The sequence below is a fragment of the Variovorax sp. Soil_C_17 genome, assembly GCF_057657265.1.
Window position 1 is genome coordinate 1 of record NZ_JBDGIT010000010.1, and the last position, 18268, is coordinate 18268.

At 57.4% G+C, this 18268-nt stretch carries 17 protein-coding genes and 2 pseudogenes; 11 read left to right on the top strand and 8 right to left on the bottom strand.

Translation table 11 applies throughout. The features are described 5' to 3' along the window. Window positions 1-76: 76 nt before the first annotated feature. A pseudogene (locus tag AC3A6Y_RS29285) lies at window positions 77-238 on the top strand (transposase domain-containing protein); the annotation flags it as partial. Between the two features lie 88 nt (window positions 239-326). On the opposite strand, the gene AC3A6Y_RS29290 reads toward AC3A6Y_RS29285, so the two are convergent. The 5 genes from AC3A6Y_RS29290 to AC3A6Y_RS29310 form a co-directional block, all read right to left on the bottom strand. Beyond that, a complete protein-coding gene (locus AC3A6Y_RS29290) occupies window positions 327-1511 on the bottom strand; it encodes a CaiB/BaiF CoA transferase family protein (protein ID WP_487871736.1) in 1185 nt (394 codons plus the stop codon). A 550-nt stretch (window positions 1512-2061) separates the two neighbouring features. Then, entirely contained in the window at window positions 2062-3324 is a 1263-nt protein-coding gene (locus tag AC3A6Y_RS29295; protein WP_487871737.1) for an alpha/beta fold hydrolase, read from the bottom strand. 36 nt (window positions 3325-3360) lie between these two features. Next, entirely contained in the window at window positions 3361-4191 is an 831-nt protein-coding gene (locus AC3A6Y_RS29300) for a GntR family transcriptional regulator (RefSeq protein WP_487871738.1), read from the bottom strand. Window positions 4192-4230: 39 nt separating this feature from the next. Next, window positions 4231-4815, bottom strand: coding sequence for an NAD(P)H-dependent oxidoreductase (locus AC3A6Y_RS29305; protein WP_487871739.1), 585 nt, complete (start codon window positions 4813-4815; stop codon window positions 4231-4233). A 21-nt stretch (window positions 4816-4836) separates the two neighbouring features. After that, window positions 4837-5604, bottom strand: coding sequence for an SDR family oxidoreductase (locus AC3A6Y_RS29310; protein WP_487871740.1), 768 nt, complete (start codon window positions 5602-5604; stop codon window positions 4837-4839). A gap of 509 nt (window positions 5605-6113) precedes the next feature. Between AC3A6Y_RS29310 and ribB the strand changes: the two genes are divergently transcribed. The 10 genes from ribB to AC3A6Y_RS29360 all read left to right on the top strand — a co-directional run bounded on the left by ribB (window position 6114) and on the right by AC3A6Y_RS29360 (window position 16571). Continuing rightward, entirely contained in the window at window positions 6114-6776 is a 663-nt protein-coding gene (gene ribB, locus AC3A6Y_RS29315) for a 3,4-dihydroxy-2-butanone-4-phosphate synthase (RefSeq protein WP_487871741.1), read from the top strand. An 80-nt stretch (window positions 6777-6856) separates the two neighbouring features. After that, window positions 6857-7267 (top strand): carboxymuconolactone decarboxylase family protein, encoded by a 411-nt coding sequence (locus AC3A6Y_RS29320; protein ID WP_487871742.1) that lies wholly within the window; start codon window positions 6857-6859, stop codon window positions 7265-7267. Window positions 7268-7287: 20 nt separating this feature from the next. Continuing rightward, window positions 7288-8412, top strand: coding sequence for an LLM class flavin-dependent oxidoreductase (locus tag AC3A6Y_RS29325; protein ID WP_487871743.1), 1125 nt, complete (start codon window positions 7288-7290; stop codon window positions 8410-8412). A 124-nt stretch (window positions 8413-8536) separates the two neighbouring features. Next, entirely contained in the window at window positions 8537-9715 is a 1179-nt protein-coding gene (locus AC3A6Y_RS29330) for an ABC transporter substrate-binding protein (protein ID WP_487871744.1), read from the top strand. Window positions 9716-9790: 75 nt separating this feature from the next. Further along, window positions 9791-11347 (top strand): sugar ABC transporter ATP-binding protein, encoded by a 1557-nt coding sequence (locus AC3A6Y_RS29335; protein ID WP_487871745.1) that lies wholly within the window; start codon window positions 9791-9793, stop codon window positions 11345-11347. Beyond that, window positions 11344-12318, top strand: a complete 975-nt coding sequence (locus AC3A6Y_RS29340) for an ABC transporter permease (protein WP_487871746.1) — start codon at window positions 11344-11346, stop codon at window positions 12316-12318. Before AC3A6Y_RS29335 ends, AC3A6Y_RS29340 begins: the two co-directional genes overlap by 4 nt. Before the next feature lie 10 nt (window positions 12319-12328). Next, window positions 12329-13357, top strand: coding sequence for an ABC transporter permease (locus AC3A6Y_RS29345; protein WP_487871747.1), 1029 nt, complete (start codon window positions 12329-12331; stop codon window positions 13355-13357). Window positions 13358-13488: 131 nt separating this feature from the next. Continuing rightward, window positions 13489-13893 (top strand): GFA family protein, encoded by a 405-nt coding sequence (locus AC3A6Y_RS29350; protein WP_487871748.1) that lies wholly within the window; start codon window positions 13489-13491, stop codon window positions 13891-13893. 103 nt (window positions 13894-13996) lie between these two features. Beyond that, window positions 13997-15388 (top strand): NAD-dependent succinate-semialdehyde dehydrogenase, encoded by a 1392-nt coding sequence (locus AC3A6Y_RS29355; RefSeq protein ID WP_487871749.1) that lies wholly within the window; start codon window positions 13997-13999, stop codon window positions 15386-15388. Between the two features lie 55 nt (window positions 15389-15443). Then, complete coding sequence (locus AC3A6Y_RS29360; protein WP_487871750.1) at window positions 15444-16571, top strand: flavin reductase; 1128 nt, start codon at window positions 15444-15446, stop codon at window positions 16569-16571. Here AC3A6Y_RS29360 and AC3A6Y_RS29365 read toward each other — a convergent pair. From AC3A6Y_RS29365 to AC3A6Y_RS29375, 3 genes and pseudogenes are all read right to left on the bottom strand, one after another. After that, window positions 16568-16705: a hypothetical protein gene (locus AC3A6Y_RS29365; protein WP_487871751.1), complete on the bottom strand. Its 138-nt coding sequence runs from the start codon at window positions 16703-16705 to the stop codon at window positions 16568-16570. The genes AC3A6Y_RS29360 and AC3A6Y_RS29365 overlap by 4 nt on opposite strands. Window positions 16706-16847: 142 nt before the next feature. Then, window positions 16848-17066: pseudogene (locus tag AC3A6Y_RS29370) on the bottom strand (ISKra4-like element ISBusp5 family transposase); the annotation flags it as partial. Between the two features lie 231 nt (window positions 17067-17297). Further along, window positions 17298-18182 (bottom strand): LysR substrate-binding domain-containing protein, encoded by an 885-nt coding sequence (locus tag AC3A6Y_RS29375; protein ID WP_487871752.1) that lies wholly within the window; start codon window positions 18180-18182, stop codon window positions 17298-17300. Between the last annotated feature and the right edge of the window lie 86 nt (window positions 18183-18268).

Consider the following 18268-nt stretch of genomic DNA (forward strand, 5'->3'; position numbering starts at 1 on the left):
TCAATAATGCAATCCTCGTCCTGCCCTGGAGGAATTTGAGTGTCCACGGGTGGGGGAGTTTGAAGTGTCGATCGGGGCCGGGCAGCGCGCCGCGATCGTGATGAGCCTGGTCCAGTCGGCAAAGCTCCAAGGGCACGATCCGTGGGCTTACCTCAACGATGTCCTGACCAGGCTGCCAACGCAGTTGAACAGCCGCATCGACGACCTTCTTCCCCACAACTGGCAATCCACGCGCTGAGGGTCGACTCGCATCGACCATCCGCGGCCGGCGGGGTGGGAGAACGGGACGCTTACTGGCTTGGCTCTGACGTCAAAGTTATCTGGCGTCAAGACGGCAGGTCCTCGAAATCCTGAAGCCAGCGACCGTTGTCTTGACCAAGACTAGGCGCCTCTCTTCGAATCGCCGGACGCTTGCCGTTGATCTTGTAGGGGGGAGCATGGACTGAAACCGAGCGTCCGTCGGGCGTCTCTTGTTTTACTAGCAAACCTGCATTCTGAACAAAAGGGTGCTCAACGAGGTCCGCTATATCGCAAACCGGTCCCGCGGTGATGTCACGCTCGGAGAAGAAGGTCAACGCCTCTTCCAACGAGAGACCCTCAAGGTACTCTTGAATTAGACCATCTAACGCATCCGCATTGCGAAGACGCGCCTCGTGCGTTGAGAACCTTGGATCTGATCGACCCTCGGGATAGCCTATCCCGTCAAAAAGGCGACCAAGGGTTCCTTCCATTGCTGCAGACAAGGCCACCCACTGCCTGTCTTTGGTGCGATAGACGTTCCGGGGCGCGTGTGTCGGCGAACGGCTGCCAGAGCGCTCAACGACGCTACCTGTCAACTCAAACTCGGCCGCTTGAGGCCCCAATATCGAGAATAGAGGCTCGAACAGTGATAGGTCGATCTCTTGCACGGACTTAGTCGAACTTGCACGCTGGCCGTGAAGCATAGCAAGGGCGAGGACGGCCCCATAGATTCCAGCCACAGAGTCGGCCATTGCAAACGGGGGCAGGACCGGAGGCCTATCGCTATACCCATTCATCGCCGCAAAGCCGCTCATAGCTTCAATCAACGAACCATAGCCGCCCTTCTTGGCAAACGCGCCTGTTTGCCCCCAGCCAGATATGCGAACAACGATCAGTCGGGGATTGATCAGTTGCAAGGTCTCTCTGCTTAGCCCCATCGCTTCAAGTGTGCCCGGGCGAAAGTTCTCGACTAGGATGTCCGCGCCCGCCAGTAGTGCGTGCAGTTGACGCATGCACTCAGGTCTTCTCAAATCAAGTTCAATGCTGTCCTTGTTTCTGCTGTAAACCATCCAGTAAGTGCTGATGCCTTCGCATTTCCAGGCTCTCAGTTCGTCTCCCTTGAATGGCGCCTCGACCTTGATGACGGTTGCGCCAAGATCGGAGAGGACGTGAGTCAGCATGTTGCCGGACACTAGCCTGGACAAGTCGATGACCTTGACGTCGCGTAGCGGCGCTCGCGCATCGGTTTCAAAGGGTTCATTTCGGCTCACCTTGCCTCCATTAAGACAGATCTTGTTTGACGCCTTCTTGTACGACACTACGAATCTCAAAAGTTATCGCGGGGCCACTCACGCACGCATAGCGATACTCCGTCGGTGGTCCGTCTCTAGTGTGGTGCGCTCGACTTCATTGCACTCACGCCCGTAGGCAGGTCACCTCCATCTAAGGATCGCTGACCAACGAGTTCGTCCGCACCGCGATGCGTCAAATCGCGCACGCCATTGTGGAGAGGACAGAAAGGCCGGTTTTCGAGACTGGCCCAGATGCATGCACGTATGCACGCAATGACGATCCGAGAATCCTGTCCCAAGGGCACGCTCCGCAGGGTGATCAACATGCCGATTCCATTCCGCACGATGCGACACGGCAGAACCCGTGTGATGTGCTCAAAGGTAGTGAACTCACATACTCGGACATACCAAAACCTCCAGGAAATGCTGCCCGCAACGCGTAACTCGAGTCTTTATCCGGCCGAGAATTGTGTCGGACGCAAAGCTTGATCGACCCGTTGACAAGTACAGAACAAAGTGACGTACTACACTAGCCGCTGATAGAGGTGCTTGACCCGACGCGTGCCGATTCCGACTCGACAAATCTGAGCGCCTGCAGGAGATAACCCCTGAATAGGTCGGGGTTCTCGCACATCGGGAAATGACCGAGCCCATCCATAGTTACAAAAAGGGATCCAGGAACTAGCTCGGAGAGTCTTGCGCCATCTTCCGGCGTAGCTGAGTAGTCGTAGGTGCCGGAAAGAAAAGCCACGGGGGTCTCGGCCGCGTCGATTCTTGGTGCCACCACCTCTCCGTCGAACTCATCGCTATAGAAAGCAAGGTCACCTGGATAGATGCCTGGGGCGCCTTGCGAGTAGATCCAACTAGCACGCCGACGATCGGCTTGCGGGCTTGTTGGGCTCATCAAGCCTCGCACGTAACTCGAATTGTGAAGCGAACCGTGTACTTCGACGTGATTCTGGAAAGGGTTCCGTCGGCCCTTGGACTGATATGGTGGTTCCACCGCAACAATACCGCTCACCAATTCCGGACAGTCTGCCGCTAGGACCATGGCCATTGCGGCGCCCATAGAGCCGCCGACAACGATAGCCTTCTCGCCAATGAGGTCCGTCAGAATTGTTGAACACCAGGCGCGATATATCTCAGTCGTCAATCGGTAGGGCTCTCCAGACCAGCTAAAAGGCGGCATGGAGCGGCCATGAAATGGAAGATCGACTGCAATCAGTCTGTATCGTTTTGCAAGTTCTACATCAGCTAGTTGCCCAAAGTACTGGCGACCGTCCGCTCCCGCCGTGTGGAGGAAAAGGACTGGCGTCCCTTCGCCCGCCTCCTCAAAGTACACGTCGCAATGGTTCCCGTTCATCGTGAGCCGGCGGTATCGCCCAACGATCTGGCCGACGTCCCGAACGTTGCCAGGTGCAGGTGCTGAGGGAGACTGGCACACGAGCTCGAAGAGACGCTCGAGCGCAGGTCGGGCTTGCGCCCAGAGCTTGGGATCACCGAGCAGTTGAAACTCTGGGTTGGCGAGTTGGAACGCAGTGAACGCGTGGTAGCGGGGGGGTGGAGGAACTTCAAGTGTGTTGGCCCAAGTCTCACTAGGCGCGATGAGCCGCAATTCAGCATCTCGGCTGTCGTCAATCCACGCCTTGCCGTCCAGAAATTTCAGTCGGAACTGGTGCGCTCCAACTTGAATGGAGATCGAAAGCGCTAGTCCAGGACAGAGTCTTGCGAGTTCTTTGTCCTCTAGGGCGGATGCGATTCGGCGATGGAGTTCCTTGGCTTGTTTAGACATTCCTCTTCCCTTTGAAGAGTTTCGCCGGATGAAGGGTCAGCGGGCCCTTCTTCCGACGTGGTGGTTATGCTGGTGCGGGTCCGAAGTCACCGCGCTCGTGGTTGGGCCAGCCGGTCGCCTCATCCTGCCGCCGGTGGTCTTCGTACTCTTGCCTTGCTGGGAGCTAGGCTGAAACTCGTTTGATTGACTGTGGCGCAAGAACTCAAGCGCAGTTCTTGACGCCATCTCGATGTGGTATTTGCAGGCGGCAGCCGCTCGCGGGCCGTTTCTTTCTTTGATGGCCGACACAATGTCCCTGACTTCTTGGACGGTGTGCGAGAGGCGCCCCGGTTGGGTCATGGATGTGATCCGCAGCAATGTCGCACGGTTGTGCAGTAGGGTCAGCATCTGACCAACGAACATGTTGCCGCTGCAGCTCATCATGCAGTCATAGAAATGAGTCTTGGCTTCGATCAGCGCAACCTTGTCATTTCTAGCTGCAGCCGATTCAAAGTCCGCCAATGCTGCCTCGAGCGAAGCGATGCCTTCTGGAGAGCCGCGCTCGGCACACTCTTGGCCGGCGAAGCTTTCAAGCAATGCGCGGACTTTGTACAACTGCTCGGCCTCAGAGTACGTAATCACGCTCACAACCGGCCCGCGATGCGGATACGTTGTGATCAATCCTTCGGCTTCCAACTGCCTCAACGCCTCCCGGATAGAAGTTCGACCAACGCCAATCGATTCGCAAAGTTCCCGTTCGACCAGACGTTGCCCAGGGCGAAACATGCCGGAGGCAATTGCTTTCCGGATCTTTTCCTCCACCGCCAAGCGCAACGTTGCGCTTTGCTTTGGAATATGAAGATCGACTTGGCTGGTTGAAGTGGTCATAGCAAATGCCTGTTAAGATCGGACAATCTTACAATGCACCTAAACCCCACCGCAGGGGGTGCCTTTTCCGGGACCTGATGCGACGCAGCTAGCTCCGATGACCAAGCGCAAAACTTCGGCGCTCGCGGCATCGATCTGCTTCAGGATCCTGTCGCCGAAATGCCCATCTGCTGAGTAGTCAGCGTCCGTCACGAACACGCCGGTCGGGACAACATTCGATTGAAAGAAGGCGAAGAGCGGGCGAAGCTGATGGTCGACCATCAAAGCGTGCTGAGGCGCCTTGCCCGTCGCTGCAACGATGACGGGGCGGCCTTTAAGTGCGTTCATGTCCAACACGTCGAACAAGTGCTTCAGAAGCCCTGCGTAGGACGCCTTATACACCGGCGACCCTACGATCAATGCTGAGCTTTGTTCAATCTCACTAAGTACTCGATCGAGTGAGCCTTGCGCATCCGAGCGCGCGTAGGTGCTTCCGAGGGTCGGGCCCGCATCAAGCAGATCGAAGCATGCGTATTGCTGGCCAAGCGCGGCGGCCGTCTTCGCTGCCAAGGCCTCAACCAAGTTAAACGTGCGCGATGGCCCCGTGAAATTGCCACTGATGCCAACGACTCTTGGCGTGCTCATGGGATGTTCCTCCGGGAGATGCTAGGAGACGAGGTGGTTCCCCACCGAGGAGCCGCCGTCGACCGTTAGGACGCTGCCCGTTGCAAAGCTAGATCGAGATGACGCCAGAAAGAGAATTGCCTCAGCAATCTCGACCGCTTCTCCCATTCGGTCCATGGCCGCTCGCGCATTGAATTGCTGCCTCAGGGCGGGGGGATCCGCCGCCTCCTGGAAAATCTTGCTGAAGTAGGGTGAATCGATGGTGCCCGGCGCAACGGCATTGATTCGGATGTTGTCCTTGGCGTGGTCAAGCGCCATCGCTCTTGTGAGGGCGGAGATTCCGCCTTTGGAGGCCACGTAAGCGGTGCGGTTCGCGATGGCAGATGTTGCGGTATAGGAGCTGGTGTTGACGATCGTCCCGCCTCCTTGGCGCTGCATCACCGGAACGACGTACTTGCAGCACAGGTAGACCCCCTTAAGGTTGACTGACATCAGTCGATCCCAGTCCTCCTCTTTAATGGTCACTACGTTGCCGGTGAAGCCGAACCCCGCGTTGTTTATCAGAACGTCTACGCGCCCCCACTTGCCCAGCGTGCTCTCGACCATCTGCGCCACCTGAGTCGATTGGGAAACGTCACAGGCAGCAGCCAAAGTCTTCGGGCCTAGGCGCTCAGCTTCCGCAGCAGCCTTGTCGAAGTTGAAGTCGGCAATAACGACGTTCGCACCATGTCGAACGAAGAGCTCGACCGTAGCGAGGCCAATGCCACTTGCGCCGCCCGTAACGATGCAAGTCTTGTTCAGCAAGTCCATTCCTACACTCCATTCTGGAAGCGACACAAGCAGACAATCTGCCAATACTTCCGGATGCTATTCGCAGCGCTGCTCTCTGTCAATCAGTCAAAGTGCCAGCGGCTTCGAAAGTCCACCTCTGAAGACCTGGTGGCCCATCTGGCAGGCAAAGCGTTCTTGCGAGCTGCTCCAAACCAGGCTTCCAGGCAGCCGCTATCAGTGAAAACCCGCATTAAATTTAGCCCGCTCCGACTTTGACAGTTGAGCAGATTGTCTGATAGCATTGCCACATGAACCTGAGGAGACGACGTGAAACTCAGTCTGGATAGCGGTTGCAGGACCGTGCGGCAAGCGCCGCTTTGGGGTCAAGGCCGGCACGCCCCTTCGATAGGGTCCAGTCAAGCCGGGTCTGGGGCGAACCGGCCATCGGCACTCCGCTGGCCTTGCTTTTCAGGCGGCCCGGACACCATCGGGAGCCCTCCTGATTGCATTGTTCAAACTTTCTGATCAAAGAAAGCGGGGACCGAAGCATGAGGCTTAGCAGCATCCAGGAGGCGGTGGCAACGATTCGCTCGGGCGGAATGGTGATCGTTACCGATAGCGAGAACCGCGAGAACGAGGGCGACATCGTCCTTGCAGCTCAGTTCGCTACACCGGAGAAGATTGCCTTCATCACGCGCCACTGCACGGGGATCATCTGTGCGCCCATGCCCGCGAATATTGCCGAAAGACTTGAGCTGCCCCTTATGGTGGAGAAGAACAGCGAGGCGATGAGGACTGCATTCACCGTCACGGTTGATGTTCTACAAGGAACCACAACTGGTGTTTCGGCGCACGATAGGGCGGCAACGCTCAGGGCCCTCGCCGATCCATCAACAACTTCGAAAGAGCTTGCCAGACCCGGACACATCTTTCCGCTGCGCGCTAGGAAGGGCGGCGTGCTCGAGCGAGCGGGTCACACCGAAGCATCAGTCGATCTATGCAAGCTCGCTGAGGTTTACCCAGTGGCGGTGATTTGCGAACTGGTCAACGAAGACGGAACGATGTCCCGTCTAGTAGACATCGATCTCGTCGCGCGTGCGTACGGGTTGCCCGTCATAACGATCGATGCATTGATCGCCTACCGAAAGCTGAAGTTATCCGTTTCCTCAACTCTTCAAGCGGAGCTTCAACAAGAACGTTGCGAAGCTTGAACTCAGTCTGCAAGTTTGCAATTGCAAGCACTTGCATTCCCAATCCCGCCGCTGTGCGGCACAACTCAAGGACTAACCACATGAGTGCCCAGATGAATACTGCTAACGACCGACCGCTGACAGAGAAGTTCAAGCGAGGTCTCGATACCCGTCGAGAGGTTCTTGGAACAGCTTATGTCAACGAGTCGATTCGCAAGGCGACGGATTTCAACTGGCCAATGCAGCAACTCGTGACCGAGTACTGCTGGGACGAAATCTGGAATAGGCCAGGACTCGAGAGAAAGCAGCGATCCGTCCTGAATCTTGGAATGATCACCGCCCTCAACCGCCCGCACGAGCTGAAGTTGCACGTTCGCGGAGCGATCAACAACGGGCTTACGAAGGAAGAGATTCGCGAAGTCTTCCTGCAGGCTGCGATCTACTGCGGGGTCCCGGCCGCAATCGACGCATTCCGCATCGCGCAGGAAGTTTTTGACGACATGAAGGTCTGACCACCAAGCAGGAGATGACGATGACCACAGTTGAAGCCTTCCGAGAAGCCGGCAATCCCATGTTCAACGACAACAAGCTGAAGCTGGGCGTATTTGGTACGAACTGCTCGAACGCATGTGCCATTACAACGGCCGAGTCAACGTTCGAGCCAACGTTCGAACACAACGTCAAGATCGCGCAGCAGCTCGAAGCGGCGGGATGGGAGTGCATGGTTCCGATCGCCCGCTGGCGCGGGTTTGGTGGCGAGACGAACTTTAATGGCGTGAACATGGATACGTTCACATGGGCTGCCGCACTCGCCGCGGTGACCTCCAAGCTGCAGTTCTTCTCCACAACGCACATCCCTACGCTGCACCCCATCGTTGCCACCAAGATGGCGACGACCATCGACCGGATCTCCAAGGGTCGCTATGGCCTAAATCTGGTGACCGGCTGGTTCACACCGGAGATGGAAATGTTCGGTCGTGAAATGATGGAACACGATACTCGCTACGACTACGCCGACGAGTGGCTAAATATCGTGAGCCAGCTGTGGCAGCGCAACGGCGTGAACTTCGACGGGAACTTCCTGAAGGTGAAGGACGCCTTCAGTGAGCCCAAACCATACAACAGTCAGGCTGGGCGCCCGGTGCTGATCTGCGCCGGGTCGTCGGGCAAGGGTTTGGAGTTCACGGCCAAGTACTGCGACTTCAACTTCGGATTCATGCAAGACATGGAGTCAGGCGCCGCATGGGTAAAGAAGGCGAAAAACCTCGCGCGAAATGAGTTCAAGCGCGAGCTCGGAACCTTTACTTCTTGCCCTGTGGTTGTCCGCGAGACCGAGAAAGAAGCGCTCGAGTACTACGACTACTTCGTCAAGCAGCGTGGAGACTGGATCGCATGCGAGAACATCTGCCAGGTTCTGCAAGTTCAGTCGCAGAACCATTCGGACGAAATGTACAAGAAATTCAAGGAGCGCTTTATCGCCGGCTGGGGTGGATGGCCGATCGTTGGGACGCCTGAACAGGTGACCGACAAGCTCGTTGAGCTGAGCAAAACCGGCGTTGACGGGGCGCTGCTGACGATGGTCGACTACAACGAGGAACTGCCGTTCTTCAATGAACGCGTAATGCCACTGCTCAAGCAAGAGGGGCTTCGCCGCTAATCAGCCTAGTCCGACGGCTATAGGAGTCGGTTCAAGCAATTCACCCATCTTGCGCGATGAGGCTCTGTCGAGAGCCGTGTCATCGCTGGGATGACTGTTGTCAGGGTTTTAAGAGGAGACAATCGTGAAAGTTTCGAAGTTCGTTGCATTTTTCTCGGCCTGCGTCTGCGGCTTGTTCGCTGTTTCCGCCTTCGGGCAAAGCGCGAGCGCTGTCAAGGATCTATCTGCGGACCAGCAGGCCGTGTACAAGATGGTTGACCCGCAGTTGCCTCTGGGGCCGAGCCAGTTAAAGGATTTCAAGCCAAAGAAGGGGCCGCCGTGGAAGATCGGCTACGCCTCGACGTACGCAGGAAACACGTGGCGCGCGGCGATTCTCGATGAGATGACGAAGGTGCTGCTGCCGAAGTACAAGCAGGCTGGTCTTATCTCCGAGTTGGTCGTCACTCAGTCCGACTTGAAGGACGCTGTCCAGATTCAGCAGATGCGCCAGATGATCGATGACGGTGTCGATGCGATCATCATCTGCTGCTCGAATGTCACAGCTATCAACAAGACGGTTGAGTATGCGCATTCAAAGGGCGTCGCTGTGTTTTCATTCTCGGGGTACGTCACTTCGCCGTACGCCATCAACGCGACAGAGAACAACATGCAGGGTGGCTACGAAACGGCGAAGTGGCTGGCAAAAGAAATGGGAGAAAAGGGCAATGCGCTTCTCGTATCTGGCATCCCGGGCTTTGCTTCGTCAGACAGCTTTGACGTCGGCGCCAAGGCCGCGTTGAAGGAGTATCCGAACATCAAGCTCGTTGGCAATGTCGCCGGCAAGTGGACGGACCAGGTTGCTCAAGTGGAAGTGCAGAAGTTCCTGGCAACAAATCCGGGAGCGATCAACGGCATCATCGTGCAGTCAGCGGCCGAGAACGGTGTTGTTAAGGCGGTTCAGCAATCGGGCCGCGAGATGATGCCCATCGTCCTCGGCGGCGAAGCTTCTGCTGCTTGCTACTGGCGCAAGAACCCGAAGTTCGTGAGTGCAAGTTTTCATATCTGGCCGCCCCGTTCGGAAGCTCGCTTCGTTTGGGACGTGATGATGCGCACATTGGAAGGGCAGGGCCCGAAGATCCAGTCGATTCTGCGTCCGGTAATTCCATACACGATCAGCGACGTGAATGCATCGCTCAAAGAGGACTGCGACGTGAATTCCGCCGACTGGTTGGAGCCAGCGAACAATGGCTGGTGGCCTACGCCGGTCGCTGACAGCTATTTCCATCGCCCGGCAGATCCACTCACTTGGCGCCCGGCCAAGTAGACGGCATACACATCCGGCCGGCATCCATGCTGCAGGCTGGAAAGTCCTCCGAAAAATGCTGAACGAGGGGTCGTCATGAGCTCACTCACATCCGTCACCATCAGGCTGAACAACGTCTCGAAGTCGTTTGGCGAGACCCGAGCGCTGACCTCGGTCAATTTCGAGGCCGTGGCCGGCGAGGTGCATGCCATCGTCGGCGAGAACGGCTGCGGTAAGAGCACGCTAGTCAAGATTATGTCTGGGGTGCTCTTGCCGGACGAGGGAAAGGTGACTGTTCTCGATACGACTCCGGGCAACCCGATCGAGTCGCGCGCAGTCGGAGTGGCGACCATCTTTCAAGAGGTTCTGGTGGCCGATGATGCTTCGGTCCTGGACAACTTGTATGTTGGTTGTGATCCGCTTCTCGGGCTGGCTCGGGCGAGCTCATCAAGATCGGTTGAGGCCGCCGTCCTTTTGGAGCGCTTCGTTGGCGCACCAGTCGACCTCGACGCGACCGTTGGCACCTTGCCGCTCAACATCAAGCAGTGGATTGTCATTGCGAGAGCTATTCTCCGGCGCCCCAAGATCCTGATTCTGGATGAGTCTTCCGCGGCTTTGGATCTGGATGCAACCAAACGCCTTCACACCGCAATTGACGAACTTCGAAGTGAGGGCTGCACGATTCTTATCGTCACACATCGGATCGCTGAGCTGGTGCGCATCGCGGATCGAGCCACAATTCTCCGCGATGGCCAGGTGGTGGGACTCCTCGACAAGAGAAACATCACTGAGGAAAAGCTTCTCGAGATGATGACTCCAGCCGACCGCAGTGTGGCGGCTGCTCCGACGATCGAACGAAGAAAGCGAAGCGCCAACATGCGGCCCATCGTGCAAGCGTATGGCATTCGCCTCGATGGTCAGTCCCGTGCATTCTCCTTCTCCCTTGAGACCGGGCAGATTGTGGGCGTCACAGGACTCGACGGGCAGGGACAGGATGACTTTGTGCGCGTGCTGGCTGGGCTCAAGGTGGCGCAAGGCGGTACGCCCAAAGTGAGCACCCATTCAGGCATACACGTGCTTGACGGATTGTCCTCCGCGGAGCGATTGGGCATTGCATATGTCTCGGGCGATCGCAAGCGCGAGGGCATCTTTCCCGATCAAAGCATTTTCGAGAACCTCGCCATTGGTATCTATTCACGCAATCTTCTGCCGTTTGGCGTGATCCGACGAGCTGGCTTGACTGAAGCGTTCCAGCGGGAGGTCGCTCGCTTGCGGACCAAAATCGGCAGGCCTTCGAACAAGATCACTTCGCTGTCCGGTGGAAATCAGCAGAAGGTGTTGATCGGACGCGCCTTTGCCCGAGATCCCGCAGTGATTGTGCTGAATGATCCGGCGCGAGGTGTAGACCTGGGAACAAAGCGCGACCTCTATGCTGAACTGCGCAACTTTGCAGATCACGGAGGGGCCGTCGTGTACCTCTCCAGTGAGATCGAAGAGTTTCGCGGTTTCGCGGATCGCGTCGACGTATTCGTGGGGCAGTCGCTCTTCAGATCTCTGGCCGGTCGCGACATCAACGAGGACAGCATGCTTGCTGCCATGTTCGGTCAGGACCAGAAGAATCAACTATCGTTCGATGAGGCGGTGGCGGCATGAAAAACCTCAGCTTGCTCGCAAGGTTAGCGAATCAGAGCCACTTGGCAGTACCAATCGTTTTGTTCGTCGTACTCGTTGCCCTGGCTGTCGCACGCAGCCCGACCCTCTTTAGCCAGACAGGTCTGGCGGGGGCGCTCAGCGTCGTGGCACCTCTCGTTCTGTGCACGCTGGCCCTGACCCCCATCGTCATGGTTGGTCGAGGATCGGTTGATCTCTCGATCGGGCCGCTGATGGGGTTGATCAACGTCACGTTGGTTGCTTGGCTGACCGATGGTGGTTTCACGAACCCACTGGCGATCTTCGGCTGGGCGATCACTCTCGGTGCTGGCTATCAATTCTTGCAAGCAATGGTGATCTTGTACGTGCGAGTGGCACCCATCATCGTCACTCTTTCCGGGTTTCTGGTGCTGACAGGCGTCAATCTCTTGATCATGCCGCGGGCAGGCGGGCTGGCGCCAGATTGGATGATGGCTTGGAGGACCGGGCAGGATCTTCTCTCGCCCGTCACATTCATTGTGTTGGCTGCCTTGGTGCTCTGGGCTTTTCTTTGGAGGAGTACGTTCTTCACGCACCTCCGGCTTACCGGGGCGGATGAGCGGATGGCCTACACATCCGGTGTTCATACGGTGAAGGTCCGAATCATCGCCCACGTCCTCGGCGGTGCTTTCGCCGGCCTTGCGGGTATCTGCTACACCGCTCTTGTTTCGTCCGGGGATCCGACGCAGGGCAGTACATACACGTTACAGGCCGTGACCGCGCTTGTTCTTGGCGGCGCAAGCTTGGCTGGAGGGCGAGGCGGCGCGGCAGGCTCAGTCCTCGGTGCTCTCAACATGTATCTCATCGCCAACCTGCTGGCTACATTCAATTTCGAGGCTAGCTCAGGAGCTGCGACCAAGCTCGCCTTCGGCGTCATTCTCATGGCGTCTCTGTTGGTCAACGTATTAACTGCCCGCCGCCCGGCGGGCAAGTAGGAGGACCGAAATGCTGGCAACCCAAACTTTGCCCAATTCCTCCGTGACGACGTCTGCATCGTTGCGGGACCTCATGCGCGAGAACCGATCCTTGACGGTCGGCGGGTCATTGCTGATTACCCTCCTGCTGGTTGGAGCTGCAACGGTGAGCGGCTTCCTGTCGGTGCAGAACGCGCGTTCCATACTGCTTCTAGCAGCTTTCCTCGGCCTGGCTTCAGTTGGCCAGACCTTGGTCGCTTTGCTGGGGGGTTTGGATCTTTCTATCCCGTTCGTCATTGGCTCGGCAAACATCCTGCTTCCCAGATTGATGAATGACGGCATTGCACCAGGCGTTGCGGTTCTCATCATTGTTGCGCTCGGTGTTGTTGCGGGAGGTGCCAATGGGCTGCTGAGCTTCCGACTGCAAGCACAGGCGTTGATCATGTCTCTCGGGGTCGGCTTTGCGCTGCAGGGGGCAGCGGAGATCTACACGTCGTTGGGCTCTTCGTTCGGCGGCACCAGCTTTGCTCCGGTGCCTGAGTGGCTGACGAACCTGGCCGCTTTCAATGGCCAGACTTTCGGGGTGCCCATCCCTCCTGTAGTCATCATCTGGCTGCTGTTGAGCGTGGTGCTTGGCTGGATCATTCGAAACACCTGGTTCGGACGGGGTATATACGCACTGGGAGGCAATCGTGTGGCCGCCTCCAGGCTGCGCATCTCCGAGAAGCGTACTTGGGTCGCGGTGCACGGCATATCGGGGGGGATGTCTGCTTTGACTGGCTGCCTGCTCCTGGGCTTCTCTGGTGGCGGCTTTGTCGGTGTCGGCGATCCCTACCTGTTTAGCACCGTAGCGGCAGTTGTAATTGGTGGAACTTCGCTGTTGGGTGGCTCGGGCGGCTATGGGCTGACTGTCCTTGGATCGCTCGTTCTCACCGTGCTTACCTCACTGCTGGTCGGGCTGGGGTTGAGCTTCGCCGGGCAACAGGCAGTCATCGGGCTCATCATTGTTCCGATGGTTGCCGTGTACGCGCGGATTTCACATATCCGATACCAGATATGAACTTAGCATTGCACGGCAAAGACGCGCGGCCTTTGGATGTTGGAGTGGCATCAAGGCTCCGTTAAGCGGCACGCTTCTGATTTTCGTCTCTGCTGGAACGAAGTCTGTTGATTAACTTGGAGGAAAGCGCGATGCTGACCGGTAGCTGTCATTGTGGGTCGGTTCAATATAAGGTGAAGGCCGTCGACGGAAATCTCTGGCATTGCTACTGCCAGACGTGTCGGAAGACGCATGCGGCGCAGCGAAATACTGCGGCGCGCGTGAATCGAGAGGACTTTGAGCTCTCCGCAGGCGCAGACAACCTCACTTCATATCAGTCCTGTCCTGGCAAGTTTCGACATTTTTGCTCCACCTGTGGCTCACACATCTATGCCGAGTATCCGGAACGTCCCTTTGTCGTACTGCGGACGGCCACGCTGGACAGCGATCCAGGCGTTCGCGCAGCAATGAGCGTTTGGATGTCTCACAACCTTCCTTGGCTAGACGACGAAGCGAACACGCCGCACTATGAAGAAGGTCCGCCGCCGGCTGCTTAGTCGCACCATTTCAGATTTGGCACGTGCCGCGCTCGACCGGCCAGAGAACCTTGAGTCAGGCGGTGAAGTGCCGCCCCGTTGCAACCTGTGAATGAGATCCTCCATGAACTCCAACTCGACCATCGCGGATAGCGCTCAGTCGATCAATCCGGCTACAGGCGAGCTGATCGCCCGATATCGTTTCGAGACAGCTGATGGGCTTGACCGGCTTCTTCAGAACGCTGCACAGGGCTTTAAGTTCTGGTCCGACATGCCAGTGCCTGCCCGGCTGAAGGTCCTCAAGAATATGGGAGCAGTCCTGCGGCGAGAGGCTCACGTGTTTGCAGAGACGGCAACAATCGAGATGGGCAAGCCTATTAGCCAAGCGCGTGCTGAAGTGGAAAAGTGCGCCACTCTGTGCGATTGGTATGCCGACCACGGTGCCGAGATGTTGGGCGATCGCGCAACTGCTGTCGGACAACAGGCCTATGTCTCCTACCTTCCGTTGGGCCCGGTTCTGGCGGTGATGCCCTGGAATTTTCCGTACTGGCAGGTCATGCGCGGCGCGGTGCCCATTCTGCTTGGGGGGAACGTGTATGTGCTCAAGCATGCCCCCAACGTATTGGGTTGTGCGTATCACATGCAACGGGCATGGCTGGATGCGGGCCTCCCTGAGGGGGCGTTCACCGTCGCCAATATCAACAACGATCTTGCATCCAGGGCGATACATGACCGAAGAATCGTAGCGGTTGCCGTGACTGGAAGCGTCGGTGCGGGCTCTGCCATCGCAGCGCAGGCCGGTGCGGCGTTGAAGAAAACGGTTCTTGAACTGGGGGGATCTGACCCATTCATTGTGCTAGCTGATGCGGATCTGGACCGAGCGGTGAAGGCTGCCGTGGTCGGTCGTTACCAGAACAATGGGCAAGTCTGCATTGCGGCCAAGCGGATCATTCTCGAAGAGCCGATCGCAGAAGAGTTCACCGACAGATTTGTCGGGGCTGTTTCGGAACTGCGCGTGGGAGATCCGCAAAGTGAGGATACCTACATCGGTCCAATGGCTCGCTACGACCTTCGTGAGGAACTTGACGTGCTGGTGCAAGGTAGCGTCAAGAGTGGCGCCAAAGTCCTGATTGGTGCGTCGAAGATCGATGGCGCCGGCAACTTCTACAGGCCGACGGTATTGGGGGATGTACGGCCGGGGATGTCAGTGTTCGACCGGGAGACATTCGGTCCGGTGGCGTCGTTGACGGTTGCAATGAGCGTAGATGACGCCGTCGACTTGGCGAACAACAGCGACTTTGGCTTGAGCGGTGCGATCTGGACGAAGAATAAGGAAATGGCCAGGCGGCTGGCTCGTCGCGTGGAGACGGGTGGGCTGTTCGTCAACGGATTCTCCGCGTCGGATCCCCGCGTCCCGATTGGAGGGGTGAAGAAGAGCGGATATGGACGAGAACTCTGGCACTACGGCGTCCATGAGTTTATGAACGCACAGACGGTCTGGTTCGATCGAACTTGAAGAAGTTATGACCCATCCCCGGCATGCGCCACCAAATCACTAAAGGAGATTCTTCATGAACGCAGTTCCATCCGAAGGCGAGCAAGTCATTTCCGACTTCAAGAAGGCAATGCGGCGCCTCGCATCGACTGTGACCATTATCAGTACCGCCGACGAAAACGGCCATCGTCATGGGATGACCGCTACCGCGGTAAATTCCCTCACGATGGATCCACCGTCGCTCCTCATCTGTGTGAACCATAGCGCGAGCATCCATGCTCCGCTCCTCGGACGCCAGAGATTCTGCGTGAACGTGTTGACGACGGAGCATGAGGATCTGGTTTCCGCGTTCAGCGGAAGATTGAAGGGAGATGCTCGTTTCGAGGTGGGAAGTTGGGCCACAGAGGACCAAGGCATGCCATATCTCGAGGGTGCTCAATGCAACCTCTTCTGCGATATTGACTCCGTGGTTCCATTCGCCACGCACTCGATCATCATCGGTCGCGTCTCGGCCGTTAGGGTAGAGGAGGGTATTAAGCCCTTGATCTTCGCCGACGGAAAGCTAGGGGCAACACAACTGCTCACTGGACACGTTCGTATCGCGTCGAACCTTTCGACCCTTACCCAATTCCTGCCTTCCGACCTGGCCTCATTCCTGAACAAGCATCCGCTCATCAAAGTCCATCTTGAAGAGAAGGTGAGTACTGAGGTGATCACTGCCGTGGAAGAAAATGCTTGCGATATCGGATTGATTGTGGAGGGTCCGCGGACGGCCGGACTTGAGGTCATTTCCTATCACAGCGACCGACTGGCGCTTGTGGTGCCTGAGGCGCATGCCCTTACAGGTAAAGGCTCGGTCAAGATCGCTGACACGCTGGATTTTGACTATGTCGGTCTCCGGACCGGCAGTCATATCAATCTACAGCTGCAGGCGGCGGCTGCTAAAGCGGACAAAGCCTGGAAGTGCCGAATGCAGGTCCACACGTACGACGCGTTGGCAGCTATGGTGCGCGCCGGCCTTGGCATCGGCATGATGCCGGTTTTTATGGCTCAGACATTTGCAAGGGCGATGGACATCAGGGTTCTTGAGATTGACGAGGAATGGGTCCATCGAAAGCACGCAATCGTCATGCGCTCATATGAGGGGCTGCAATCGGCGGGTAAGCGCCTGGTTGACCATTTAAAGCGTAGTTCCACTGTTTAGTCGATCTGCCATTTGTCATCGTCGGACTCCTCGTGAATTCTCCCGCGATCAATCGGCCGGCCTCCGGTGCGTACCTTGCGGGTCAGCACCTGGGTGCCAGCAAGGCCAACTTCAGAGATGCGAAACTGCGGCATCGTGACCTCATGCGTCAGTGTCACCGGCGATCGCGCCATGCGCGGACGCCGCGCCGGCTATTGCTTGCAATCCGTGGCGGCCCTTGTAGACACATTTGTCTGCTGCGCATGTGCGCATGAGTGATACAGCTGGTTCTTGCTACGCCTGGTGGATCTCTTTGCCCACGGCGATCGTGTGCTTGCGGACCGCCACATGGCTATCGTGGCCAGAGGTCGGAAGCAGCAGGTCCATGACTCTCTTGGCTTGCCGGTGGGGCATGATGGCGCTCAACGCGGCATGCAGCCATCGCAGCTCGCCAGTGCTGGCTTCGACAAGTGGTGCCTTCCGCGTTGACAAGTACGTCAATCTGTCGGCGCCGCAGGTGCGGAGCAACGGCTGTCGTGCAAAGCTGCCAGCCCTTGACACCCTCGAACTCGAGGACGATCGTGCATCGCATGGCAGCTCCAATGACGTACGTGCAAGGCACGATGCGCGATCCGAACGACGTCCGGGAGGGGGTTAACGGCCTCCTCAACAATCGCACTGCGACGTCAAACCACTTCCTAAGCCAAAGGAAAAGGCGGAGAACCCAATGTGGAGCAGCAGACCGGACTAGATTGTCAATACTTGCTGTCGTAACCAACTCGTGAACTTCATGACTCTGTCCCATTGCGCGTGAGCGCGAGGAAACACGAGATGGTGCGCGCGAACTGGCATACCTTTTCGATCTTCAAAGACTGGTACGAGGTCACCTCTTTTGAGGGCGGATTCGGCCGTTCTACTACTGTCCAACGCGATTCCTAAGCCTTGGATCGCTGCGTCCAGAACCATGAAAGTGCGATCAAAGGCAAGACTATAGCCTCGAGGGAACACCGGTACACCATTGGCTGCGAACCAGTGTGGCCACTGCACGAGAGTCAGCTCGGAAAGGATCAGGTCTTGGCCAATCAAATCCTCTGGCGTTCGTATGTTTAGCCTGGCCTTCAGGGTCGGACTGATCATGGGCAGAATTTCCTCCGAGAACAGCGTCTCTACGTGCATATCACGCCCGCGCACTTCTCCGTAGCAGATGTCTACGTCCGCCTCGCCCCGTGCGAAATCGACCTCCCCATGGGAGGCGTCGAGCTGAACGCGCATCTCCGGGTACTTGTCTCGGAACGAAGGAAGCCGCGGCATCAGCCAGAGGCTCGCAAACGTTGGCACGGCGTGGATACGCAATACTTCGGCGATCTCACCCGAGCGCACGTTCTGTGCTGCCGAGGCCAACAGCGTCAAAGCGCCGGTAATGTCGCGTTGGAATCGCTCGCCAAAGATCGTAAGCGTGAGACCGCGAGGCGAGCGGTCGAACAGTTGTCGTTCGACAAAGGATTCGAGGTTCGAGACCTGATGGCTGACGGCGGAAACCGTCAGGTTCAACTCCTCAGCAGCCTTGCTGATACTGCCAAGTCGCGCCACCGCGTCGAACGCAAGGAGCCCTTTGAAGGGGGGGATTTGCATAGGGGAACTACTGATTAGGACATTTTTCAACCCTGTTTGAACTGTACTGGCTTGTTCAGTGAAAGGGCCCCCGAGAAACTCCTAGC